The 23978-nt window shown below is 56.4% G+C and carries 21 protein-coding genes and 1 pseudogene; 11 read left to right on the forward strand and 11 right to left on the reverse strand.

What is annotated here, in order from left to right:
* Positions 1 to 16: 16 nt before the first annotated feature.
* Positions 17 to 277, reverse strand: a complete 261-nt coding sequence (locus ACFQL3_RS01175; RefSeq protein WP_377050667.1) for a PaaX domain-containing protein — start codon at positions 275 to 277, stop codon at positions 17 to 19.
* Positions 278 to 359: 82 nt separating this feature from the next.
* On the reverse strand, positions 360 to 707 hold the full coding sequence (locus ACFQL3_RS01180; protein WP_377050669.1) for a winged helix-turn-helix transcriptional regulator: 348 nt from the start codon (positions 705 to 707) through the stop codon (positions 360 to 362).
* 75 nt (positions 708 to 782) lie between these two features.
* Between ACFQL3_RS01180 and merA the strand changes: the two genes are divergently transcribed.
* Both merA and ACFQL3_RS01190 read left to right on the forward strand, forming a co-directional pair.
* Positions 783 to 2387 carry a mercury(II) reductase gene (gene merA / locus ACFQL3_RS01185; RefSeq protein WP_377050671.1) on the forward strand — a complete coding sequence of 535 codons (1605 nt, stop codon included), beginning with the start codon at positions 783 to 785 and terminating at the stop codon, positions 2385 to 2387.
* A gap of 178 nt (positions 2388 to 2565) precedes the next feature.
* On the forward strand, positions 2566 to 2871 hold the full coding sequence (locus ACFQL3_RS01190; protein ID WP_377050673.1) for a putative quinol monooxygenase: 306 nt from the start codon (positions 2566 to 2568) through the stop codon (positions 2869 to 2871).
* Positions 2872 to 3124: 253 nt separating this feature from the next.
* Here ACFQL3_RS01190 and ACFQL3_RS01195 read toward each other — a convergent pair whose 3' ends face one another.
* The 4 genes from ACFQL3_RS01195 to ACFQL3_RS01210 all read right to left on the reverse strand — a co-directional run bounded on the left by ACFQL3_RS01195 (position 3125) and on the right by ACFQL3_RS01210 (position 10050).
* Complete coding sequence (locus ACFQL3_RS01195; protein WP_377050675.1) at positions 3125 to 3964, reverse strand: PGF-CTERM sorting domain-containing protein; 840 nt, start codon at positions 3962 to 3964, stop codon at positions 3125 to 3127.
* A 32-nt stretch (positions 3965 to 3996) separates the two neighbouring features.
* The gene (locus ACFQL3_RS01200; RefSeq protein WP_377050677.1) at positions 3997 to 7914 is read right to left on the reverse strand and encodes a DUF4350 domain-containing protein; all 3918 of its coding nucleotides are present in this window, start codon (positions 7912 to 7914) and stop codon (positions 3997 to 3999) included.
* Between the two features lie 402 nt (positions 7915 to 8316).
* Entirely contained in the window at positions 8317 to 9657 is a 1341-nt protein-coding gene (locus ACFQL3_RS01205) for an RNA-guided endonuclease TnpB family protein (RefSeq protein WP_377050679.1), read from the reverse strand.
* Positions 9658 to 9864: 207 nt separating this feature from the next.
* Positions 9865 to 10050 (reverse strand): hypothetical protein, encoded by a 186-nt coding sequence (locus ACFQL3_RS01210; protein ID WP_377050681.1) that lies wholly within the window; start codon positions 10048 to 10050, stop codon positions 9865 to 9867.
* 130 nt (positions 10051 to 10180) lie between these two features.
* On the opposite strand from ACFQL3_RS01210, the gene ACFQL3_RS01215 reads away from it, so the two are divergent.
* From ACFQL3_RS01215 to ACFQL3_RS01230, 4 genes and pseudogenes are all read left to right on the forward strand, one after another.
* The gene (locus tag ACFQL3_RS01215; protein ID WP_377050683.1) at positions 10181 to 10564 is read left to right on the forward strand and encodes a transposase; all 384 of its coding nucleotides are present in this window, start codon (positions 10181 to 10183) and stop codon (positions 10562 to 10564) included.
* Between the two features lie 19 nt (positions 10565 to 10583).
* Positions 10584 to 11127 (forward strand): annotated as a pseudogene (locus tag ACFQL3_RS01220) (IS6 family transposase).
* Between the two features lie 307 nt (positions 11128 to 11434).
* Positions 11435 to 11902 (forward strand): PAS domain-containing protein, encoded by a 468-nt coding sequence (locus ACFQL3_RS01225; RefSeq protein ID WP_377050685.1) that lies wholly within the window; start codon positions 11435 to 11437, stop codon positions 11900 to 11902.
* Between the two features lie 357 nt (positions 11903 to 12259).
* Positions 12260 to 12979 (forward strand): WD40/YVTN/BNR-like repeat-containing protein, encoded by a 720-nt coding sequence (locus tag ACFQL3_RS01230; RefSeq protein ID WP_377050687.1) that lies wholly within the window; start codon positions 12260 to 12262, stop codon positions 12977 to 12979.
* A gap of 290 nt (positions 12980 to 13269) precedes the next feature.
* On the opposite strand, the gene ACFQL3_RS01235 is transcribed toward ACFQL3_RS01230, so the two are convergent.
* Positions 13270 to 13941 carry a nucleotidyltransferase family protein gene (locus ACFQL3_RS01235; RefSeq protein ID WP_377050689.1) on the reverse strand — a complete coding sequence of 224 codons (672 nt, stop codon included), beginning with the start codon at positions 13939 to 13941 and terminating at the stop codon, positions 13270 to 13272.
* A complete protein-coding gene (locus tag ACFQL3_RS01240) occupies positions 13938 to 14747 on the reverse strand; it encodes an FAD binding domain-containing protein (protein WP_377050691.1) in 810 nt (269 codons plus the stop codon). Before ACFQL3_RS01240 ends, ACFQL3_RS01235 begins: the two co-directional genes overlap by 4 nt.
* Positions 14748 to 15604: 857 nt before the next feature.
* Here ACFQL3_RS01240 and ACFQL3_RS01245 point away from each other — a divergent pair.
* Together ACFQL3_RS01245 and ACFQL3_RS01250 are read left to right on the forward strand one after the other, a co-directional pair.
* A complete protein-coding gene (locus ACFQL3_RS01245; protein ID WP_377050855.1) occupies positions 15605 to 16045 on the forward strand; it encodes a hypothetical protein in 441 nt (146 codons plus the stop codon).
* Positions 15987 to 16421, forward strand: a complete 435-nt coding sequence (locus ACFQL3_RS01250) for a molybdopterin cofactor-binding domain-containing protein (protein ID WP_377050847.1) — start codon at positions 15987 to 15989, stop codon at positions 16419 to 16421. The genes ACFQL3_RS01245 and ACFQL3_RS01250 overlap by 59 nt, the downstream gene beginning before the upstream one ends.
* Before the next feature lie 51 nt (positions 16422 to 16472).
* Here the strand turns inward: ACFQL3_RS01250 and ACFQL3_RS01255 are convergent, their stop codons facing one another.
* Entirely contained in the window at positions 16473 to 17618 is a 1146-nt protein-coding gene (locus ACFQL3_RS01255) for an XdhC family protein (RefSeq protein ID WP_377050693.1), read from the reverse strand.
* On the reverse strand, positions 17615 to 18346 hold the full coding sequence (locus ACFQL3_RS01260) for an amidase family protein (RefSeq protein WP_377050695.1): 732 nt from the start codon (positions 18344 to 18346) through the stop codon (positions 17615 to 17617). The genes ACFQL3_RS01255 and ACFQL3_RS01260 overlap by 4 nt, the downstream gene beginning before the upstream one ends.
* A 496-nt stretch (positions 18347 to 18842) precedes the next feature.
* Here ACFQL3_RS01260 and ACFQL3_RS01265 point away from each other — a divergent pair, with 496 nt between their 5' ends.
* From ACFQL3_RS01265 to ACFQL3_RS01275, 3 genes are all read left to right on the forward strand, one after another.
* A complete protein-coding gene (locus tag ACFQL3_RS01265; RefSeq protein WP_377050697.1) occupies positions 18843 to 20408 on the forward strand; it encodes an ABC1 kinase family protein in 1566 nt (521 codons plus the stop codon).
* A 409-nt stretch (positions 20409 to 20817) separates the two neighbouring features.
* Complete coding sequence (locus tag ACFQL3_RS01270; RefSeq protein WP_377050699.1) at positions 20818 to 21129, forward strand: hypothetical protein; 312 nt, start codon at positions 20818 to 20820, stop codon at positions 21127 to 21129.
* A 544-nt stretch (positions 21130 to 21673) separates the two neighbouring features.
* Positions 21674 to 22693: an NAD-dependent epimerase/dehydratase family protein gene (locus tag ACFQL3_RS01275; RefSeq protein ID WP_377050701.1), complete on the forward strand. Its 1020-nt coding sequence runs from the start codon at positions 21674 to 21676 to the stop codon at positions 22691 to 22693.
* 105 nt (positions 22694 to 22798) lie between these two features.
* Here ACFQL3_RS01275 and ACFQL3_RS01280 read toward each other — a convergent pair whose 3' ends face one another.
* A complete protein-coding gene (locus ACFQL3_RS01280; RefSeq protein WP_377050703.1) occupies positions 22799 to 23752 on the reverse strand; it encodes a cation diffusion facilitator family transporter in 954 nt (317 codons plus the stop codon).
* Between the last annotated feature and the right edge of the window lie 226 nt (positions 23753 to 23978).

Below are 23978 nucleotides of genomic sequence, written 5' to 3' on the forward strand. Positions count from 1 at the left end.
CGGCGAACACAATATATCACTCCTGGTACAACTCGAGCGTGTAGATGCGCTGTCTGGCATCCATAAACGAGATCCGTGACGTGACGATGTCGTTCTCCTCGAGTTGGGTGAGCGCAGAGCGAACGGTCCGCCGCGGGAGGAGCGTCGCTTCAGCGAGACTTGCCTGTGTACTATCGCCCTCGTATTCGAGAACCTTCGCGACTAGCTTTGCACTCGGCGGCAGATCGCGTAAGTCGGACGATTCTGGCTGGGTTGAGTGGGATGACTGGTCGATCATTACTACCAGATACACGAGTGGAACCGTTTTAACAGCAGGTCGGATATGCAGCTCAGTCGCACATCTGTCCACTCGTCGGCCGTCACTCGCCCCCAGCGGCCCACTCCAGAAGCGGTTCGAGCCGAGTGCTCACTTCCTCACCATCCCGGGTCAGCGAATACTCGACACGAGGGGGGATCTCGTTGTACTGGGTTCGAGAGATCAGACCAGCGTCCTCGAATTCATCGAGTCGTTTCGAGATGGTGGACGTACTGGCGCTCGCGAGATGGTCCTCGATCTCCGCAAATCGGAGTGACTCGTGAGCCCCGATGATACTGATCAGTTGCATCGCGTATTTCTGACTGAGCGTGTCGATGACACCGGTTAGCGGACAGTAACAGGTTCCGTCCACATTGCAGGTGGGAGCGGGTTGTGAGGTTGGATCTGCCATAGCTTCGTAGCCTCCTACGTACTCCATTGCTTTGGACTCTACAGTATAATTACTTCGCATTCTAAATCAAGCGTAATGACTCAGAACGTCCGTTCGTATGACCTCGTGATTCTCGGCGGCGGGGCGGCCGCCTTCGCAGCCATCACCGAAGCGAGTCGCCGCGGACTCTCGACGGCGATGGTGAACACGGGGCTACCCATCGGTGGGACCTGCGTGAACGTCGGCTGTGTCCCCAGCAAACACCTCCTCGCGGTCGGCGAGACCGCAGCCACTGCTCGGGAGAACCCGTTCGATGCCGTCCAGTACAGCGACAAACCGACAGTCGACTGGGCTAGCGCACTTGACGGTACCGACGAACTCGTCGACCGGTTCCGACAGACCAACTACGTCGACGTCGCCGACCACTACGAGACCGATATCTACGAGGGGTACGGACGGCTGGTCGACAACAAGGAGCGTAACTCCTCCGGCAATCAGCCGAGAGCAGACAGTACCCGGACACGGTCCGGTCCGACTATCGAAGTCGTCGATGGAACCGACGCAGGAGTACGGATTACCGGCGAGAAGGCGCTCGTCGCTACCGGGAGTTCACCATGGGTACCGTCAATTGAGGGCCTCGACGACGTTGACGAGCGAAGCTCGTCAGCCCATCAGACGCAGTCTGATGACGTCGAGTACTACACCAGCGAAACCATCCTCGACGAGCGCGACTTACCCGAAGACATCGTCATCATCGGCGGTGGATACATCGCGCTCGAGTGGGGGCAGATCCTCCACCGCGTTGGCGTCGATGTCACTATCCTCCAGCGTTCCGAGCACGTCCTTTCGGACATGGAGGGCCTGCTGGGGCGGGAGATACAACGGTCCTTCGGGGAGCAAGGTATCGAGGTGGAGACCGGTACCGACTTCCAGCGCGTACACTCGCCGGAAGTCAACGGGACAGCGCCACAGGACGGCCTCTCCGTCGAGACCGTGATCGACAGCAATACTCGCGAATTCGCAGCCGAGAGCCTCTTTGTCGCGACTGGCGTCCAGCCCAACAGTACAAACGCCGGGTTGGACGAGGCCGGCATCGAGACTGCCACCGACGGCACCGTCCGGGTCAACGAGTACTTCCAGACGACGAACCCCGACGTGTACGCGGCCGGTGACGTCATCGGCGACCCCGAACTCGAGACAGTGGCCGCCAAGGAGGGTAACCACGCTGTCAGGAACGCGTTCGGCAACGCGGAACAACGCTCCGCGGGCCGTTCGAGCGGCCCACGAGAAGACAACGAGGGGGCCACTATCGACTACGGTGCGGTTCCCGAAGTCGTATTCACCAGTCCAGAGGTGGCCTCGGTGGGCATCACCGAACTCGACTACGCCGACGAACACGGCACCTGCTCGTGTCGAACCGTCCAGATGGCGGATGTCCCCAGAGCAAAAGTGGTCAAAAACACCGACGGCCTCGTTCAGGTAGTCAAACACCACGAGACCGATGAGATTGTTGGCGTCCACATGGTCAGCTCCCGCGCCGCCGACATGATCATGGAAGCCACCCTGGCTGTGAAGTTCGGCCTGACCGTCGACGACATTATCGATACTGTCCACCCCTTCCCGACGTTCAGCGAGGCGTTCAAACAGGCCTGTCAGGCGTTCCGGCGTGATACGTCGACGATGAGTTGCTGTATCGAGTGAGACACGGCCACGGATCGGAAAACCCGCTCCATCACCCGCCCTTCCAGATCAGCCACCGTGGGTAGCGTCCCCGACCTTCCCTGACCGCGGTAGCTAGCTCCGTTTTGTGATCCGGTAGTGTAATTCGGCCACCAACACGGCATGGGTTGATACTGAAGCGCCTTCCTACTATACGTGGATGATAGTACTACACGCGACGTTTCCACTCGACCCAGCGAGCCGCGATGATGCACTCGACCTGATCGAGAATCTCGTCGAACAGTCACAAGAGGAAGACGGGATTATCGAGTACGAGGCCGCCACGGACGTCTCAAACCCAAACATGGCTCGATTCTTCGAGCAGTACGAAGACGACGCCGCGTTCGAGGCCCACTCTCAGACAGACCACTTCCAGGAGTTCGAGGAGGCACTCCCCGACCTGCTCGCGGGAGAGCCCGAAGTCCTCCGGTTCGAGGTCGAATCAGCGACCGAGCTCGAACTTTAAAAGGACTGTTCCGCACGTGTTTTTTGCCGTGAGCAGTTCGGCACGCACTGGTCAACAGAAGGCGTTCTGGTGAGTTCTGCTACGACCGGGGAAGCGTCGGTTTCGTTCGGCAAACCAGACACGGGAGCGGATAGTGTAAACAAGGCAGTCAAAAAATAATACTACGAACTCACCGCCAGCGTCCGTTTCGGCTGTCAGCGAGGTCGCTTCAGCACCGCGCTCTCGAACGTGGCCGGTACTGGTTCGAGTGCCGTTATCGATTCCCACCTCCGAGTGGTCGGACGTATGCGACCGTTAGCAGCGCTATAACTGCCACGGTGATCCCAAATCCGGGGATCGTATCCGACTGGTCGCTATCGGCGTCATCGCTCGTTCCGTCGTCCGTTTGCTGCTCGGTCGTCGGGTCTTCTGTGCTGTCGTCCGGAGAGTCATCAGACTGATCCTCATCGCCCTCGTCTGCCTGCTTATTATCACTGTCGTCGCTATCGTCACCAGTCTGGTTCTCCTCATCGTCGTCCCCACTGGTGTCATCCGCACCGTCATCATCCTGGTCCCCATCACTGTCGTCTCCGTCCTCGTCAGCCGGTTCCTCGTCGTCCGCCTGCTCCTTCTCGTCCTCATCGGACTGATCGTCTTCATCGTCGTCGATGAGGAACGTCAGGTCCTGTTTGACGACTCCATCTGCGTCCGAGAGTTCGATGCTCTCGACGGCCTGTTGACCGCTCGGGGACTGAACGGTGAACACTACCTCCTCACCGGCACCGCTGTCGACGGTCAGTTTGCCGTCACCGGCCGCGGGGCCACCGAATGCACCGTTTCCTGAAACCTCGACCGAGTCCTGAACCTCGTCGTCGACGATGGCAAAGACCGTTGCGCCCGCTGATACCGGAGCGCCCGACTCGTCCTCGGCCGTTCCGTAGATGTTGATTGGTTCACCGGGAGCCTCCTGACCGGCCGCGACTGCAGGCCCGCCGAGCAACGTAAGCGAGACGAGGACGACAGCCACGACGGCACCGATTGCGATGCGTGTGGCCTGTGTACCGTCTCTACACCGACGACACGCATCAGATCTGGCGAGATGACATCGACTCATATCACCAATTGACCCGAACATGGCCACGCTGTCTACGCGCCCCCGTTACGAAGTTCGAAGAGGCCAGGGAACGCCTCGGTGTCGAAATCGTCGGTCACCGGAACGAACTCGACTCCGTCGTTGCTTTCGTCGTCCTGAACCTGATCGTCATTGAATCGGAACGTAGCACCCAACGCATCAGCAATCTCGTTGTGATTAGCTGTCTCGTCGAAGTCATTGTAGTCCGACTGATCGTGAAGGAAGACGACGCCACCGTCGTTAACGAACGCTGTCAGTGCGGTGAGTTCGCTGTCCGTGAACGCTCCCGGCGAGGTGATCACGACCGCGTCGGCGTCCGGGAGATCGTTTTCGATGTCCGTCGTCGCCTGATAAGTGTAGCCGTTCGCTTCTGCTGTACTCGCAAACGTGGCGAAGGAACTCCGGTCATAGAACTGACCGTGGCCTTCGTCGTGGAGTACGGTGCCACTTCCGCCGAGTTGGTCGTCGTAGAGGTTCAACAGGAACTCGTCGTTACCGTAGGCCTCGAAGTCGGTGCCGTCACCGACCAGCGGCGCGGTTATCCCGACGACAGTACCGTCAATCGCAGCGAGAGGAATGTCAGTTCCGTCGGGATACGAGACGGCGTCACCGTTTCCATCGCTGTCGGTGTTGTACGCGGTCGACTTCGCAGAGACGGCTGTCACCGACTCGTCAGTGAGTGGCTCGCCGTTCTCGTTCAGCAGCGTCGACGCCGAGTCGAACACCAGTGGGTCGATAGTCTCGTTCGTCACCGGTTCCGTGGTTGATCCGTCATCAGTGACGGGTGTGAACAGCCCCGGGAACGCGTCGTCGAAGTTAGCTGTAGTCGGTACAGCCGAATCGCCTGCGAGGTTGTTCGTCTCATCGGTGACAGGATTCGCTGTGAAGCCGACGTCCGTCCCGAGGTCGGACAGCAACGGGTCGAAGTTGTCGAGCGCGTCCGTGTCCGCAGCAGTGCCGACGAGGATGGCTGCCCCGCCAGCGTCGGTGTACTCGTCGATCAGGGATCGTTCGGCGGCAGTCAGTTCGCTCGTCGGCGTCGAGATGATCAGCGCACGGGCTGCCGGCTCGCCGCCGTCAGTGAGCAAGTCAGGTCCAGCCTCGCTGGTCAGCTCCGTCGTTGCTTCGAGTCCAATGAACTCATCTTCGGCCGTCGATTGCCCCTCGAGATAACGCATGTAGTATGCGGTGTCCTCAGCGGAGACCGCGAAGTCGGCGGCGAACTGGCCGTGACCGCCGTCAACGACGACCGGGCCAGTCCCCGTTCCGACGGTGTCAATCACGTTCGTCATGAACGGGTACGCACCGTATTCGTCGGTCCCAGGGCCACCCTCCCCGCTCTCGAAGCCTTCTTCGATCAGCGGGCCGCCGACGACTGCAACGCCTGCCTCGGCATCAAGTGCGACCAGTGGGTCGCCGTCTTCCGAGCGAACCGGAACGTCACTGCCGGTTACTTCGACCGGGTCCGGGAAGAACAACTGTTCGACAGGCTCGTCACCGACTTCCGGTGTGGCCGCCGGATCGGAGATGTTCCACATCCCGCGGTTCGCCTCACGCGCGCTCGCTTCGAGGTCCAGATATTTGTCGTGACGCTCGAGTCCGGAGTCGTACACCCGCGCCCAGCCGTCCTCGATCACTGCGGCGTTGTAGACGGTGCCATCCGACAGTTCGAGAACGCCGAGCAGTCGTCCGAAGTTCCCGCGAAGCCCTTCGTTATCGTCGAACGAGAGTGTGACCGTCTCGCCTTCGAGGGTGTCCTTCGCGTACGCACTTGCGCTGTCAGCCTTCGTTTTGAGCGCCGGTCCATCGTCGATTCCCTCGTACTCCACGAGTCGTTCGTCCGTAGACCCGGTTTCGGGCGTGTCGATCCCAAGAATGCGAACCGTATCGACTGTCCCGTCCTGGAACTTGACGTCTGCAGTGTCGCCATCAGCAACGCTAACGACTTCGACCTCGTAGCTCTCTGACGTCTCGAGTTCCTGGCCGAGGCCGCTTCGGTCGACGAACAGTTCGGGGAACGCTTGGGTGTTGGCGTTCGTCGTCTCCGGCAGGAAGCTACTGCCGGCGTTTGCCGTCTCGTCGAACACCTGATCGTCGTTGAACCGGAACGAGGCGTTCACCGCATCAGCAATCTCGTTGTGGTTGGCCGTCTCGTCGTAATCACTGAAGTCCGATTGGTCGTGAAGGAAGACGACACCACCATCGTCGACGAAGTCGCTCAATGCGTCGAGTTCGCTGTCAGTGTACGCCTCCGACGGCGAAGTGATCACGACCGCATCGGCGTCCGGAAGTTCACCCTCCAGATCCGTCGTCGCCTGGTGGGTGTAGCCGTTCTCCTCGGCGTACTCTGCAAACGCCTGGAAATCGTCACCGCCGTTGTCCGCGAGGGTGTAGTACTGGCCATGGCCCTCATCGTGAAGCACGGTACCGCTTCCACCGAGCAGTTCGTCGTGGAGGTTCAACAGATACTCCTCGTTGCCATACTCCGCGAAATTGGTCCCAGTCGTCGCGAAGGGGCCAGTGACGCCGACGACAGTGCCGTCGACAGCAACGACGGGGATGTCCGCCTCGTCGGGGTAGGAGACGGCATCGCCGTTGCCATCTTCATCGCCATTGGTCGCCGTCGACTCGGCGCTAAGCGCGATGATTGAGTCGTCAGTGAGCGGATCTCCAGCATCGTCAAGCAGGCTCGAAACGGAGTCGAGAATGATCGGGTCCGTGGATTCAGCCAGTTCGAGCGTCGCGGTATCCTGATCGTCGGGCGTCGAAACCGTGTGCTCGACCGTCTCACCGGGGCCGGCCCCGAGCGTGCTCGCGTCGACCACGAACTCGACGGTCTGGCTATCGTCACTGGCAACGGTTACATTCTGCGTCGCGACCGTTTGGTCCGCGACGACGAGTTCGACATCGACACCAGTCTGCTCGGTATCAGCAGTGTTCGTCACCGCTGCCGGAATGGTAATGGTCTCACCTGCAGGTGCGACTGCTGGCGCGTTGTTCTCAATCGTGAGAGCACTCTGTGACCCACTACCGGCGAGAACTCCCGTTCGATCCACACGGTCGTACGGCGGATCGACGATTGCCCGGTCGACCCCACTGTCGGACCCGACGTACACCCAGTAAGGCTGGTACGCACCGATCTCTGTGCTCGGAGTGAGTTGTGAGTCGAATTCGACATCGAACACCGTCAGCGTCCCGGCATCGACGTCGGGAAGGTCCGTCTGGAGCGAGCGCGAATCGCCCTCTTTGGAACTGTCGATTGCGAAGTTCGAACCGACGAAGTTCCATCCTGTAGGCATTTCGACGACCCCGGGAGCCGGGGCGTCGTCGGTGTACGTGTAGCCGAGACGCGCCTCATCGCCGTTCGCGACCACGTAGATCCCACCGTGGAGGGACCGCGCGGACTCGAAGGTGAAATCTGTGACGGTGTCGTAGGTCCCCTTCTCGGCATCCCAGGCGTTCACCGCAGCGACGTGCTCGACCGAGAGTGTCGCTGACTGCGGCACTGAGGCGAGATTGTAGCCATCATCGAGGTCGACCGCCTCGTGCACAACTGTGACCGTTGTGGGCTCCGAGACTGTGGCACCGGCAAGTCCGACCTCGGAACTCTGGTTTGCGGCTATATTTAGCGTGCCAGGGTCAAACTCTGCCGAGGCGGTTCCGCTCTCGACAGTGGTCTTTGCAGCTACCTGGTCACCAACGGTGAATGCCACCGTCTCACCGTCAACAAAGGTACCGTCTCTGGTCACATCGTTTGCCGTGACAGTGACCATCCGTTCGTCTTCGACCGTACCGAGGAACTCGACGTCTATCTCGGTCGAAGCCACCGAGAGATCCGCAGTCTTCTCCTGAGTATCCAACTGCGAGAGCGATCCGTCGACCGGCGCGCTCGAACTTCCCGCCATCGCACCGACCCCCGCCGTGGCCGCCATGATTGTGAGTATCAATACTGCTGCGAAAACTGACAGCCGGACAGCCGTGGAATACAATGAATCGTCAGGAGTCATACGATTCCCCTCCGAAGATACCAGTCGCCAACCAGTTTCTGTTCGTTACCTGTGCCGACATCACAGTTGAGTGACTTATCACGTTTCCAGGATTCGCTTGGTGGTATTTAATTTCTACTAGTTGTAATATATATCAGTTATTCCAGTATAGAATACTATGTTCCGGTCTGTTCGGGTGCCAAGGCTGTACAAAACTCTGTGGAGTAGAGTGCGCCCCAGCAGTCGGCCGCAGATTTATTTGTCCAGATGGGTGATTTCTACCGCTGAAGGTTCCACCACTCCTCCTGTGTGAAATACCCCGCGCACGGTGGCGCGGGGCGTCCGTGTTTAGTCCTGCACAGCTGAGGCAACGGTCTTTAATTCCTCTCGCGCTTGACTCTGAGAGTCTTGCGCCGACGTTCCGTGTCGGTGAACACCCGAAGCGTAAATTGCTCCGTGAGAGTCGGGGCCTCCACCAGCCCCCGATGCCGCCCGTCTCATCTTCTTCACGCGGGGAAGCTTGTTGAGAGACGGCACATTTCCAGTTTCTTCGTCTAACCAGTTCTGCACAACGCACACCGCCGCCTTCCTATCAGCGTGGTCTTGAAAACCACACTTCTCGCACTTGAACCGTTTCTTGTGGCGATTCCCTCGTTCAGTGTGCTGGCACTCCGTTCTCGGGCATCGCTGACTCGTGTACTCAGGGTCAACCTCGTCAGAGGGAATCCCGTCCCACGCAGCTTTGTACGACACCATGTTTTGGAGTGCAGCGAACGGCAGTGAGTGGAGGCGACGGTTCATTCGCGTTCCGTAGTCGATGGAGTCTCGCATGTCTTTGAGGTCTTCAAAGACAAAAAGCGGGTTCGTGAACTGCAACACCCATTCAACTACTCGACGCGATACTTTGTGCAGACAGTCGTGAACATAGTCGCGTTCTTCAGTTTGAACGACCGTCTCGAACGCGGTCTGTCCTGCTTTCTGCATCCGCTTTCGCTTGGTGAAAAACTCGTGGCGCTGTTCTTTCACCGACGGATACTCAAACACTACTGAGTCCTTTATTGCGCCGTCACGACTCATCGCAGCGAGAGCGATGCAGTCCTCGTTCACATCTACGCCAACAATCGTATCTGCATCGACTTTGTTGGCGACTCGATGCGTCTCGTGTGTGACGGTAACGTGGAGCCGCCACTCGTCGTGTTTGTGAACAACTTCAGCCGTTCCAACCCGCCACTCATCGTCGTTGAACGCTGTCTGGAGTCGGTCGAAGTGGTCGGGGCTGCCACGGAGTTCACCTTTGAGGTGGGTGCCTCTCGTGGCCGTGACTCGGAACCGAATTAACCCACCATCTTCGGGGAATAGGCGGTAGCCTTCTTCGTGGTTCATCACCATCGGGTACATCCCGTCGATGTAGGGGTATGGCCGACCCCAGTCGTCGTCTTTGTTGTCGTGGTACGTTTCGATTTCCCCCAGTGCCTTGTCAACGATGAGTTGACTGGTGTTTTTGACGTGGTTCGCGTTATCCACGACAGTTGATTTGATGTCACTCCAGTCACCGCCTTGTCGGTCGAGGCGGTTGGTTTCGTTGCGGATACGTCGTGATTCGAGACAGCCGGTTTGCAGGTCGTCGTCACTCCCCGTGTGGATGTCTAGTCCGAACGACAAGGTTTGGGTGAGTTTGGACGACTGCACTGTATTCTGGTATGATTTGGGACTTGTTAAAAGTTCGTGTTGTGACGCGCTTCACCCCCGACCACGGTGGGTCGGGGTACTCGCGCTGCTATCCTTTATAGATATTCAGTTTTGGATTCGGGCGACTAGTGCCGGCCCTTCCAGCTGTTGGAGACGACAGAAAAGGATCCTCTGGGAACCGGCTATGGAACGTTCCGACGACCGTTGCTAACGTTGCACTCCGAGCGGATTCTTGCAGCTTTTGCAGAGAAAGAGATCCTTGTTCTCGTGGAGATTGAACCCGCCGTCATCCTCCACCTCGAACTCTGGGACCTCGTGTTTGTGTGCCTGTTCGAGTTCCTCCATCGATTCAGCCTCGTCACCGCATTCCGGACAGGTGATTGTGTCACCCATACACACAGATTATGCAGGGAAACAATATAAAAATAACCACGCAGTGCGGGTCGGATATTGTCACACACGCTGTGTGACACGCCGAACCCGTGCGCGACTGGCACCTCGGACGCCGTTCCGTCCCTGAGGTGTGAATAGCTCAAATATCGTTGTTGACCCCTTCCCACGTCTTTATCCCACGGCTAAAGCCGTGGGCTTTCGCCTGTACTTTCGTAATGATTCGTTCACCAAGGAAGTCACAGTTGGGTTTCTCCAAACGCTTCAGGAAAAGTCTGGCAAGAACTTCATCATGGTACTGGATCAAGCGCCGCATTTCATCGGCAACAAGATCAAGGACTTCGTTGAGGAGACAGCCATCGACGTGGCATATTTTCCCGCAGGATCGCCTGATTTGAATCCAACCGAAACGTGCTGGCGACAGTTCAGGAAGACCGTTGAAAATCAATACTTCGGAAGTCTCGACGAACTTCGAGCCGCTATCCGGCCAGCACTGGGATCAATCGATCCATCTTGAATCTATCATAGCTCTGTCGATGAGTACAGCTTTTGTGGACCCAGAGCCGATACCGGAGCTACTGATGAGGCCCGGTATTCAGCACTATCTCGCTAAATTATAACTTTTAAATACTATATTAAGAATTGAGCTATTTGTTGTTAGATGTGTTTGATCTACCGTTCATAAAGCCGAACTACAGCCCGAATATCCACAGAGCCCGAATCACATTGCGGTTGATAAAACCGCGATCCTCCTCAATAGCCAGCAGTATTGACTGTATGCTGCTGTCGATCCAGAGACCCACAAAATACTCCATACACGCTTGAATCAGCCACTATTTCCGTTCTCGCTCAGTCGCTCCTCGCCGCACTATAGGAGAAACACAATATTAAGAAAACGGTGTTTCTCCTCGATGGTGCGACCTCACTGCAAACGGCGCGCAAACGACCGACCACGATTTCAGATACGGAAAACGAGGAAATCGAAACAGTGTTGAAACTATAATTTAAGATATAAAACGACCAACTTCTTTGTCAAAAAATAATTTTAGACACGCCGGAACGAAAACTGCCGATGACTAGCACCGATCCTTTGCCTTCACATGGAATCAGCGTATCTGAACACGATCTATTTAATAAGCCTCGATGCATTGTACCTCACTATCGAACGGACCCGAAGCAGTGATCGCAAATCGAGATGGATGTTCGTAGTGTAATTCGACGATATACCTAAGTATACTACCATTATTACGTCGTTTTCTTCTATAAAAAGACTATAGTTAGCCATTGAATCGTTGGTCTCGGATGATTGATAGGCGTAGTTTATGAAGGAGGATGTTGTGGTATTTCACCAGGCGCAGTAAAAACACGTTTTCGGATTCGGAAGTTTATGACTGCTAATAGCACAGATCCGTTTGAAAAGACGGATTTAGACCCGAAGTTCGAGGCGCTTGTCGAGGAGACTCCCGACTTTGCGCTTTTTTTGCTCGACCCCGATGGATACATCATAAGTTGGAACAGGGGTGCCAGACAGATCACGGGATACGATACCGAAGAGATCCTCGGTGAAGAGGTCTCTATTCTTGCTCCTACAGATCTCGACGAACGCAACGAGCCATGGACCGCAATCGAGGAGGCGACCGAGAATGACGGATATCGTATCGAAGACTGGTGCCGTCGAAAAGACAGGTCCTCATTCTGGGCGAGTGGAGTTATCAAGCCAATCCAAGCGGAGGATGACTCGCTTCGTGGGTTCGTAGTAATCGCCCAGGCCCTCACTGAGCGCAAGGAACATACGGGCAATCTCGAGGCCATTTTCGACCATACGGTATCTTCCACCCCCGCCTCAGATGAGTAACGGTCTGTACCGGCGTCTGGATCGTGCCCGTACTTTCAACACTCATTAGTTTAGTTATACAAACTCGTTTTCGGTTACGGTTAACTATCCCCTCGATCAAAAAGACATATGCTCATCGTAGGAAGTGACGATGGAATATATCGGACGGATACTCTCGAATCAGCAACCGCTGCTACCGCAAAAAAGGTTCACGATACCGGGCGCGTTCTGCGGGTGCGGGAGTTCCCTGACCACCGAGGCGTGTTCGCTGCTACGAAAACCGGACTGTATTATTCGACAGACGGGACCGAATGGACGGACCTGAATGTCCCGCAGGAACAGGTGTATTCGGTAGGTTGTCGCTCCCGTGATCAGACATTGTTCGCGGGCACGCGGCCAGCGCACGTCTTCGTCGCGGATACGGCCGATCAAACCCCACCGTATCAGGATCTGGAGTGGGAAGAGATCAACGCCTTCCGTGATCGGGCGGAGCGAAACGAGTGGCAACTGCCTCGGCACGAGAATACGGCACAGGTCAGGGATGTTCTCGTCCCTTCGGAAACCCCTGATCGAATACTCACTGGCATCGAAGTCGGAGGAGTCCACATCAGCGACGACGGAGGCGACTCGTGGCACAAGTCTGAGGGTGCGGACGACGACATCCACGAACTCCACGTCATCGGGCCGGACGAGTTCGTCGCGGCCACGGGCTTTGGCCTCTTTCACACAGAGAATGCCGGGGAATCCTGGACGAGGCTCGATACCGACTACGACCAGCGATACTTCCGGGCCGTGTTTTCCGTCGACGACACGGTGTATGCCGCAGGCGCGCTGAAGAACTCGTCGACGTGGGACGACGATGACGCCGATCCCGAACTGTTCATTTCGTCCGACGGAGGGACGATCGAACCAGTCGCGCACCCGTATCCGACCGAGACAGTTACCGGGATTGCGTCGGTAGACGGCTCTGCTCTCGTGGCAACACATCGAGGGAACATCCTGCGGGAGCGTTCCGACGGGTGGGAGAGAGTCGGATCGTTCCCGGTCTCCGAACAGACCACAGGACGGTATACCCCGCTTCTGTGTGTCGATTCGTGACTCGATCCGCATCTCTCCTTTGAGTTCAGCATGTCACTCCTGGTCGTCGATTATAGTATTTTGCACATCGCCCTCATCTGCCGAGTGTTTTAGATTTTATACATGTTTTCTCCAAATTTGTCGACGAACATCTGTGATTCGAGTTGAGATGCGACAGCACGGCACAAAACTAAACCGATGAATGTTAACATGATAATTTACCAGCACAGACACTATCGAGTGTTTTAAACTGGATCTTGAGTGGATAAACCTGCATAAAAAGGCTATATCCCAATTCGAGAATTGTATGATTATTCATCATTATGTAAATCGTTCAGACTATCTATGTCTCTACAAATACTTTCGTCACCTGTCTCGACGGCTACTGAATTATTCTTTGAAAAAAGTTCTTTGCCACCGACATTTCCATCCATGGTAGTTAGTTCGCCGAACAGACTCGCATCGAGGGGGACTGGGTTGACACATCGGCGATCCACAGCAGCGACGGTAATGTTCGATACCCCGCCGTAATAGGCCTCTATAAGCAGATCCAGACTCCGGACAGCGACACTGGGCATATCACCAAGCAGTATAAGGATAGCATCCGCGTTGTGGGCTCGTACTGCTCTGACACCTGCTCGGACTGATGTGCTCTGTCCGGTATTGTTATCAGTGTTTTCGATACATTCGGTGGCGTGGTCGTCCAGCGCTGGCTTGACGCGCTCGCTATCGTACCCAGTCACTACTGACACCCCATCGACGAGACTCAGAACGACGGTTTCAACGGCGTGTTCGACGACAGGTTTCCCACAGTATTCTGCGAGTATTTGTTCACAGTGCCGAACCGCTGACTGCTGCCAGAATCTCTCCCCAGACCGCTGGCTGTTCCGGGAGAGTCTCCCCGGACAACTGGTCGGGCGTAAGAACGGGCGTCGAATCGTCGGTAGTAATACAGCGGAAACCGTGTTGGCTTCCCATATCAATCCGCCGACGGTTCGGCTTTGGATGTCTCAGCCCCACCGTTCATATACAGCCCCAGTTCTTTCTTGTTCGTCTCGTCCGGCGACATGGTATGGACGATCTCACCCTCGTACATCACCGCGATACGATCACTGAGTTCGATGATCTCGTCGAGTTTTTCGGAGATCAGGAGGATCCCTGTTCCCTGTTTACGTTGTTTGAGCAGGTTCTCCAGAATCGACTCGATAGCACCGACTGATGCGTTCGACCATGCGACTTCGCTGGGTGTCCACTTCTCGTAGGCTATCCCCACAGTCGCAGCCGGAACTCGAAACCGAAGTTCGGGAACGATCTCGTTCTCACGAAGCGCAGTCTCGTGGGGGGCAGTGACGAACGATGCACCATCGAGTACCCGCTCACCATCGACACCCGTCACGGCGACGTCCGGATATAGCAGTGTCACTACAGTGGGAGGATCTGCCTCCGCCAGTGCGCCACAGAAAGTCCCGCGATTTCTCACCTGGACATCTCCGATGCTCTCGGCCACCTTCGACAGCGCGGGAATAGTCTCCGAGACGGCATCGTTCGTCGCCACATCGACGTGGCATGCGAGACAGCCGATCCAGAGTTGCTCTGCATCACGTTCGACGTGCGATAGCTCGTCGATCTCGTTGATATCGACGAGGATATCATAGGGGAGGTCACGCTGTCGAAGGTGTGGGATCAGGCTCTGTCCTCCGGAGAGCACTGTGGCATCTTTCACGTGTTCCGCCAAGAACGAACAGGCTGCCTCGACAGTTGTAGGAGCCGCGTACTTCACATCGGACATTGATGATTCACGCTAAACTGCCCGGCTACCGATATCTAACTGTATCAATTCTCGTTCACCGGGCGTGAATATTATACAATTAGATTTTCTAAGCAGAAAATCAACCCGGATATACAGTATTTGTTCAATGGATTGACCGTTTACTGTCGTAGCGAACGCCGCTATCTTGGACGAAGCGCGCTATTTGGGAGAACGAAGACAGCGAGTGAGAACTTTGAAATGTTCAGTATAGGAAATTCCGTCCACGCCAACGATTCTCATAAGATAACCAACGGCCTGTCGTTACGAAAATGGAAGTCGGCCACACGGCTTTGATTTTACATAAGTACTGTCGTAAATCTATCCCGGTGTCCGGGTGAGCAATTATTGATATAGGACCCCGAGAAGCAAGATACAGCCGTGTTGTTTCCGGTTTGGGCCGCGTCGACGACCACGAGTACGTGCCTTGCCGTTATGTATCACGGAACGGATTGATCGGCGGCACGCAACAAAGAGATCATCACGAGATTTCTATACTGGGAACTCTCGACGGATTTTTGGTCAAATATTGACATCGTTACCAGTATAGGGTTCAGATACCGATTGTTGGAAATTCACCGCTCATATACACTACAAACATCGACTATTCCGCGATATCTTTTTATAATCCTACTCGATAGTGAGACACACGCAATGTCGGGTGCCACTAGATCACCAGATCAGTTCGTTCAGAACCTGATGGACGAGCACAAGTCAACAGCCGAACAGCTCGCAGACGAGTACTACAATGACGAGTATTTCGACCGACTCGGGGGCCCGAGGCCACGATCCATACGGAGTTCCCAGCATTCGCCTGGAAGGGGTTCTATTACGGACTGTTGCCGCCCGTCCGTCAGATCGACCTGATTTACCGGAGAGGCGATCCCTACTACAACGATCGGAAGCTCATCGTCGGACTCGGTAAGCAGATCCAGGACGAGATCAAGGACGCGCGTGTATTCTCGAACCTGTCCGCTCAGTTTGGCGTTGACGCCGACAACCGCGCCTTCGACAGGACGGATCCGGAGACGTCGATAGACCTCGGCGAACTCGCGAACATCGCGATGCTCGGCAACTCCGAAACGCTCGGGCCCGAAGAGGAGGGGCCCGAGGCGTTACGTGGGAGCATCTCGCTGGTTGGTCGCGGGAAGTACCGGAGGTCGAGTTCGTCGACCCGGACACCGGCGGGGGAACGTCGCTCACAGTTACACCGTCGGCGCACTGGCTGTCGTCGTCGACGTCGATCCGCGAACCGGCGATATAGACGTCGCCATCTGTGAAGACATCGGGAACGCGATCAACCCGAGGCTCGTCGAGGGGCAGGTGCAGGGAACGATCGTTCAGGGCCTCGGTGAGACGCTGGTCGAGGAGTACGCTTACGATGAGGATGGGAATCTACAGAACGGATCGATGCTGGAGTATCATCTCCCCACGGCGGCCGACGTGCCGATGATAACCAACATGGAGAAACTCGAAAATCCCGATCCGACGACCTCGCATGGGCAGAAAGAGGTTGGCGAGTGTCCACTGGTCCCGGTCAGTGCCGCCATGACGAACGCCGTCTGTGACGCGACGGATATTCGCTTCACGTCGCTTCCCCTGACGCCACAGCACGTCTTACCGAAGCTAGTGCAAGCCGATCTGCGGGAACTCTGAACAGCGGTTTACAGGAAAACATCGAATGTTGTTCGCAGCCGCGATGATCGACTACTCGTCCGATGGAGAGTCTCGTGGATGGATCGGGGTATCCCGATCACGGAGGTGGGCTGGCTTGCAGTCGTTGTGCACGGTTAGGACCTCCGAGACGATGCTCATCGCTATCTGACTGGGCTCTCCACCACCGAGAGCCAGACCGATCGGCGCGTAGAGCCGGGCCAGCTCGGCATCGGAAATCGGGCCCCGCCCGTTTTCCAGTGCGTCCCGGATCTCTCCAAATCGCTCCGACGGACCCATAATCCCGATATACGGCGTCGGCGTATCGAGCAGACAGTCGACCGCCAGCCGATCGTCGACGAGGTTGTGACTCATCACGACCGCGTACGTCTCCCGGTCGAACGAGAGCGTCTCGGTGAGGCGAGGTGCTGTGGCCGAAACAACGCGGTCCGCACACGGGAACTCCTCGGCGTTGGCGTGGCCGCCCCGGAACGTCGCGACCGTGACCCTGAAACCAGCCCGTTTCGCGAACTTCGTGACGGGATAAACGTCGTTCCCGCTGCCGAAGACGTACAGGTCTGGCGGGGGCCGAATCGGATCGACGAATAGGCGCAAATCCTCGGATTTCGCCGGGAGAGAGAGTAGTTCCGATCTGTCGCCAGCGACACTGTCCTCAACTCGCTTGCGGATCCGCTTGTCAAGCCACGCCGGGCGCTCGGCAAGTGCATCGAGGTCCCCGTCCGGAACGTAGAGTCGATCACGGACGGTTCCGTTTCCTGCCGACCCGTCGATCAGAGTCAGTGACAGGCCAGTACTGCCGTCTATATACCCGTCCACGAGGCGACCGAACCGGTCGTCGAGCGGTTCGAGGAGCAGATCGATCACGCCGTTGCAGCCGAGTCCCAGCCCCCACTCGTCGTCGGTAAGGTCGAACCGTTCGAATCGTGGCTCGTCTGAGGCGCGAACGTCCTCTGCGAGTCGAAGCACCTCGTCCTCGATGCATCCTGCCGTAATGCTGCCCGCACCGGACTCGTCTGTGACGAGCATCTTCGCTCCGGGACGGCGGTAGCCGTTCCCGTCGACGGCGACGATTGTCGCCACTACGCCGGGCGTATCCGTCGCGAGCGCGTCTTCGATCCGCGCCATCACTGTCGGTTCCGAAAGACTCCAGTCGTGGGGCTGTCCTGGGTGTTCACTCATATCTTTGTGGTGGATCCGGGGGACTGATTCTGTGATACATTGTTGTTTGTTCTTCCCCAGTCGGTATTATTGTTTTCGACGAAGCCATTGCTTCGGCTCGCGTGCATGGCCCGTGGGATCGATCCGTCCTGATCAGTGTCGAGAGCGACGTCGACGTCACCCTCGACGACGGCGACAGCAGATCCCCCGGACGAACCACCAGCGAGGTGTTGATTGCTGTGTGGGATCAGTATCGGTCCCATTGCCGTGGGCACCCCGCTCCCCGAGACCGCAAGCTCGTCCGGGGTCGTTTTTCCAACCACCTCCGCGCCGGCATCGAGAAGCCGAGTGACGATAGTCGCATCGAACGAATGAACGAATCCCTCGAACGCTTTTGATCCGGCGGTCAGTTCGATCCCACCAACAGCGATGTTGTCCTTTACTCCGACAGTGACTCCCGATAGAGAGCCTGTCTCCGCTCCGTCGATCAGACACCGACGGACAAACGCATTGAGTGGGTCTTCCGATGAATCTGGGCGGTAGCCCATTTGTCGATCTCTATGATGAGTCGTGCCCGTAGGCGATGGAGCAGGAAGTGTCTCTAGCTGTTCTAATACGCCCAACTTCGAGCCGATGAGATCAGCGTATTCGGAAGCTTGATCATCAGTTAATCGTATCCCATGTTTTGACGCATATTGTAGGACATCCCCCGATGTAGGTGGTCGTATGAACTGTTGTTCCCAATTCATGTGTAGGACTTACACAAATGATATATAAAGCCACCGGCACGGGCAAGTGTAATCGACGACATCAAGCCCGAAGACACTCAGAGCAGCGGCCAGGGGTGCATAATTTCACCCAATTGATAGTCGATCTACCAGTTCAGCATGATGTAATATCAGTTTATAATTCTGGCAGAAACGCTCGGATGTCGCGCGTCGAATATCCCTCAAACTGCCTGCTCCAAAGATCCCCGCTCGCGATAGAACTCGGATCGGATGAGCCGCGGCTCTGATCCACACAGCACCCACCGGCACGGGAGAGCTAGTGCTTCGAGAGTCTCTGAACCGCTTGTCTCGCTGGTACCGTCGAGTTTCTCCGTAGCTTCAAATACCGTGCAGAACAGTAGTGGGATGCCCCAGCGACCGAAATTAAGGTAGCTCCCCAGATATATATGATTCGTAATCGAAGCACGGAGTATGGACCGCCAGGCCGCACTCAAGGAGACTCAGTGGGAGTTGTGAGATGCAGGGGTTCGTTCGCCGATATCTGCTGGTCGTGGTCCGGTTTTTCCCCTTCGCCGTAGCCTTTCTTCGTGACCGACACCGGTTCATCTTCGTCGGTTCTCCACGCCGGGTCGACGACCAGCGACATCGTCGCAGAGCCGAAAAACTCCGAGACACGCTACTGGAACTCGGCCCGGCGTTCATCAAGATCGGCCAGGTCCTGTCGACACGTCCTGACATCGTCCCGCCGACGTATGCTGCGGAGTTCGGAACGCTTCAGAACGAAGTCCCCGAAGTGGCTGGCGGCGACCCGAAGACGGTCCTGCAAGAAGAGCTCGGCGACGTACTCGACCTCTCTGCCGTCGAGCCCATCGCCGGAGGGTCGCTCGCCTTCGTCTATTCGGTCACCTACGAAGACGAACGGATCGCCCTGAAAGTGCGCCGGCCAGGCGTGAAATCGATCATCGAACGCGACCTACGTGTCGTTCGTGGTCTACTGCCACTGATCAGCCCCTTCCTCCCGGAACGCCAGCGATACTCGGTGCGGAATGCAGCCGACGATTTCGAGGAGGTGATTTTCGACGAACTCGATTTCGACCGGGAGCGGACGATCATGACCGAAATTCGGGCGAACTTCTCCGACGACGAACGAGTCCTGATTCCCGACGTCTATGAAGACCTCTCTTCCAAGCGCGTGCTGGTCATGGAGTACCTGACTGGTCGGAAGATTACTGATGACGACGCGTTCGACGGCGTCGACGTCGAACCAAACGAGATGGCGACTCGAATGATCAAGATCTATATGCAGATGGGAATCGTCGATGGCGTGTTTCACGCCGACCCCCATCCGGGGAATCTCGCCGTCACTGAGGCGGGCCAGTTACTGATCTACGATTTCGGGATGAGCGAACGGCTCTCAGAGACAGTCCAGGAGGACATTGTGGGGCTCTACCGTGCGCTCGTCCGGCGCGATGTCGACACGCTTGTCGACGCGCTGATTGCACTCGATGTGCTCGAAGCGGGTGTCGACCGTACCGAGGTCAGACGTGTCCTCTCCCTCGTCATCGAGACGTTAGAGGGCCAGTCGGAAGTCACCTGGCGTTTGATCATCACCGAGTTGACGACACAGCTTCGGGACTTTCCGTTTCGTCTCCCGCCAAACGTGATGTTGTTGATCCGAGTTGGGACCGTCGGCGAAGGCGTCTGTCGTCAGCTCGACCCGGAGTTCGATTTTCTTGCGGCCGTTCGGTCGTTCCTCATCGAACAGGGCCTCATCGAGAGCGAACTCGAGACGCTCATCGGAGAGTCGTGGGGCGATGTCCAGCAGTCGATACCCGCACTGGCACGCATTCCTGCCCGCCTCGATCGAACGCTGGATCAGCTGGACCGGAGCGAACTGGTCGTCCGAACGAAGCCCGTTGACACACGCGGTCGGGGTGACCCGCACCTCGGCTACGCCGTCCTAGCCGGTGCATTGACCGTCACCGCCGCCATCGTCACGATATACGACCCACTCTACGCCGTCCCGTCCGGACTTCTCGCCGTCATCTTCCTGCTCGTGTATGTCGCTCGCCGTCGCTTGTGATAGCGCAAAGTCGTCCACTCGAACTAAGACATAGGACACGAACAATATTATACTATGTTAGCTATGATACGTGATGAGAAATATATTTTAAATGTTTTGTTAACCGTATATTTCATATTTGAGCGTCTCGGTCGAAACCCTTGCTGAGAAACGTGACAAGCGAGTAACGCAGGGTCAACTGTATGCCTCCTGAAGTGACAATGTGGGGGTAGACCGCTGGTAGAGGGCGAAGAAGTCACTACCCGAGCACTCGCCCTCCAACTCCATCTCGATGAGGACGGGCAACTACGTCTGTGCGATATCTCTCTTGAGTCCGCCGTGCGAGAAACGAAACTATCCGCCGGGTTTGCATTAACCAACAAACCTATCATACTGGTGTCTGTTGTTGGTTAACAGAGGACGGTCTCCAATGTCCGAGGAACAACCGACACCGCCGGCGGATCTCCCTGACGATGTCGTCGATACACTCGACGAGGCTTCCACCGAACGTCTCCGAGAGATTGCCGAGTACGCGGAGGAGCTAGCAGAGTATCATAGCCGAGAACCAAGTTCTGGCGAGGACGACAGAGTGCAAGACCCGTCCGAAGATCGTCCCGACGAGGTCCCATCGAGAGCGACGGTGACGATCAAGGAGATCAACGACAACCGATACTACTACTGGCAGTGGCGCGATGGAGAGACGATCCGGTCCCAGTACAAGGGGCCAGTGGACTCAGATTGACATCCTCCCCACCCTAAAGGACGGGGCTTTCTCCTTGAATTTCCGTAACAGGAGGAGTTTTTGGGGCTACTGTATATGTGAGGTCCCGACGGAAAGAACAGTATGCGTCCGAGTTCACTCATGCTGTTAGCGCTAGCACTCTCGGGATGGGCAGGGGCACTCATCGCACAGGTGAAAGCCATCCGGGCGGATAGTGCGGAGGCAAAAACGAACTGGACAGCAACACGCAATCGGTGTCTGCTTCTGTCGAGCGTCTCGATGAACTCGCTGGTGCTGAAAACCATGTATCGGTACACAAAACGGCTCAGGCGCTGAGGAACGCACTTGGACGATCCGATTTCGGTGTTCTACCAGGCCTGCTTCGTTGGTAGCAATGTTAGCTGATTACAGGCGGTAAGCCCCCTTCCTCAAGGAGCCGCCAACGGCGGGGAGTAGGCAGGGGTAGTTCACCGCGTACGGATCTGAGCATCCAAACATGATACTCTGGTAAAATGTCCTGTTTCGCATCAAAATGTACATGTGGATTGTTACCGAAGTGCACAGTATGAGGTATTTCGTGACCGGAGCCACGGGATTCGTCGGGACAGTCCTTGTGGACCGACTCGTGAGCAATAGCCACGAGGTAATCGCGTTAACTCGCGACAGCACCAATGCCCGCCATCTCTCCGAGTCGGTTACGGTAATCGAGGGAGACATTACCGACAAGGGGAGCATGCGTGAGGCGATGGACGGCGTTGACGGTGTGTTCCACCTCGCTGCTTGGTATGAAATAGGGCCGGGTCCATGGAACGAAAACACTGCCGAGCGTATCAATGTCGACGGGACACGGAACGTCCTCGAATTGATGGACGAACTCGAGATTCCGAAAGGCGTCTACACAAGCACCGTCGCGGTGTATGGAAATACCGGCGGCAACTACGTCGACGAATCGTATCGTTCCTCGAACGCGTTCCCGACGGTCTACCAGCAGACGAAATGGCGGGCGCATTACGAGGTCGCGGAGCCGATGATGGAGGACGGGTTGCCACTCGTGATCGCTACGCTGGGGGCGATCTATGGACCGGGGGACAAGGACTACGGCGGCACTCCCCGAACTGCCTTTCAGGGACATCTCGAGCAAGACCTCTCCATGGTCCCGGACGATTTCGTGTTGCCGTGGGAGTACGTCGAAGATACGGCTGCAAACCTCGTTCGAACGATGAATGACGGAACGCCTGGGGAGGAGTACATCATCACCAGCGACCCACGGAGCGTCGCTGAAGTGCTCCACATCATCGAAGACCTGACGGATATACCGGTACCTCGGACGGTTCCAGGGACGTTCTTTTACTGGTTGAGCCGTGTCGTCAGTGTCGCCGAAGCGGCTACACGACCTCCGGAAGGATTCGAAAGTGAACTGTTGGAGTTCTTCAGTAGCGGCGAGGTTCTTGTTGATAACTCGAAGGCCAGACAGGAACTGGATATCGAGCATCGGCCGCTGGAAGAAGGGATGCGAGAGTACGTCGAATGGGAAATGGAGCAACTGGGAATGGAGATGCAGACAGGACGAAAAACGCCCGCGTAAGATCTGTTCTGTTTCAGTATATGGACTTGCTAAACGAACTGAAAAGATTTTTTGGTCGAGATCGTACGTGATTCGTGTAGTTGCCTGAAAACTGATTAACCACGATCATCTCGGCTTGGTTTCAGGCTCGATATACACCTTCCGGGCATCCGGGTAGGCGTGGGTAATCGCCTCCTCAATACCGTTGATACGGGTGTCGATTTCCTCGGTACCAAGACCCGAATCGAAGACTACGTCTGCGGTGACAAGCACGTTATCAGGGCCGAAGTAGACAGTCCGAAGATCAATGAGATCTGTCACACCGTCCGACTCTCGGACGAGCTCACGAAGCCGTTGTTCTTCGGACTTAGGGAGGCTTTCGCCCAACAACAGACGCTTGTTCTCCCACGCCAACGCGACGGCGAATCCCATCAACATGATCCCGATAAGCAGGGCAGCCGTCGCGTCGTATATTGGATTGCCGGTGAAATCGGAGAGGAATACGCCGACCAGAGCCAATGCCAACCCGACCAAAGCGATAGTGTCCTCGGTAAAGGCTGTGAGTGTCGTCACATTCGACGTTTTCTGGAACGCCTCAACAAGCCCACTCCAGCCGTGCTCATCAATGTCGGCTTGCATACCCGCGTATGCCTTCTTGAAGGCCCACCCCTCAAACAGTATTCCACCGGCGAGTACGGTGTAGTTCACCCAGATGCCGGGGAAAGAGAAACCGAACTGTGTCACAGTCCCAGCCAGTGCAGCCGACTCGTGATGCAGGACAGCGTTGTACCCGTGTTTCGCACTCTCCCACCCCGCAATTCCGAATAGGAGCACCGAGACGAGGAAACTGTAAAAGAATTGGGCTTTCCCGTACCCGAATGGATGTGCACGGGAGGCTGACTTATCTCCGTACCGGATGCCGATCAGCAAGAACACCTGGTTGCCGGTGTCGGAGATAGAATGGTATGTCTCCGAGAGCATCGCGGGGCTTTGAGTGAGAATAAAGCCGACGAACTTCAGGATAGCAATAGCTCCGTTCGCAACCAGAGCAGCGAGTACGACTGATTTGCTACTTGCCACTGGACAATCGTTCGGCCGTACACCTCAAATAACTTTCTCGGTTATTCGGGCCTTTCCGAGGAACTTGCGTTTCAGCATCTCTTTATTTTCGCATATATACTGAAATCTATACTGAATAGACGGTATCGGTCTGCTGAGCTCACCCTCTGTATCTTACACGCGGTTTCTTACACGACGTAGGTCAGTCGGTACTCTACGTCGGTATGTGGGTCATGTAGGAGGACTG

The sequence above is a fragment of the Natronoarchaeum sp. GCM10025321 genome, assembly GCF_042663585.1.
Lineage (GTDB): Archaea > Halobacteriota > Halobacteria > Halobacteriales > Natronoarchaeaceae > Natranaeroarchaeum.

Bases quoted from the DNA above. Each gene is read 5' to 3' on its own strand.
- ACFQL3_RS01260 (WP_377050695.1), bottom strand. From the start codon at position 18,346: ATGAATTGGGAACAACAGTTCATACGACCACCTACATCGGGGGATGTC.
- ACFQL3_RS01255 (WP_377050693.1), bottom strand. From the start codon at position 17,618: ATGAGTGAACACCCAGGACAGCCCCACGACTGGAGTCTTTCGGAACCG.
- ACFQL3_RS01270 (WP_377050699.1), top strand. From the start codon at position 20,818: ATGTCCGAGGAACAACCGACACCGCCGGCGGATCTCCCTGACGATGTC.
- ACFQL3_RS01210 (WP_377050681.1), bottom strand. From the start codon at position 10,050: ATGGGTGACACAATCACCTGTCCGGAATGCGGTGACGAGGCTGAATCG.
- ACFQL3_RS01195 (WP_377050675.1), bottom strand. From the start codon at position 3,964: ATGAGTCGATGTCATCTCGCCAGATCTGATGCGTGTCGTCGGTGTAGA.
- ACFQL3_RS01180 (WP_377050669.1), bottom strand. From the start codon at position 707: ATGGCAGATCCAACCTCACAACCCGCTCCCACCTGCAATGTGGACGGA.
- ACFQL3_RS01175 (WP_377050667.1), bottom strand. From the start codon at position 277: ATGATCGACCAGTCATCCCACTCAACCCAGCCAGAATCGTCCGACTTA.
- ACFQL3_RS01200 (WP_377050677.1), bottom strand. From the start codon at position 7,914: ATGGCGGCCACGGCGGGGGTCGGTGCGATGGCGGGAAGTTCGAGCGCG.
- ACFQL3_RS01265 (WP_377050697.1), top strand. From the start codon at position 18,843: ATGCAGGGGTTCGTTCGCCGATATCTGCTGGTCGTGGTCCGGTTTTTC.
- ACFQL3_RS01240 (WP_377050691.1), bottom strand. From the start codon at position 14,747: ATGTCCGATGTGAAGTACGCGGCTCCTACAACTGTCGAGGCAGCCTGT.
- ACFQL3_RS01225 (WP_377050685.1), top strand. From the start codon at position 11,435: ATGACTGCTAATAGCACAGATCCGTTTGAAAAGACGGATTTAGACCCG.
- ACFQL3_RS01275 (WP_377050701.1), top strand. From the start codon at position 21,674: ATGAGGTATTTCGTGACCGGAGCCACGGGATTCGTCGGGACAGTCCTT.
- merA (WP_377050671.1), top strand. From the start codon at position 783: ATGACTCAGAACGTCCGTTCGTATGACCTCGTGATTCTCGGCGGCGGG.
- ACFQL3_RS01190 (WP_377050673.1), top strand. From the start codon at position 2,566: ATGATAGTACTACACGCGACGTTTCCACTCGACCCAGCGAGCCGCGAT.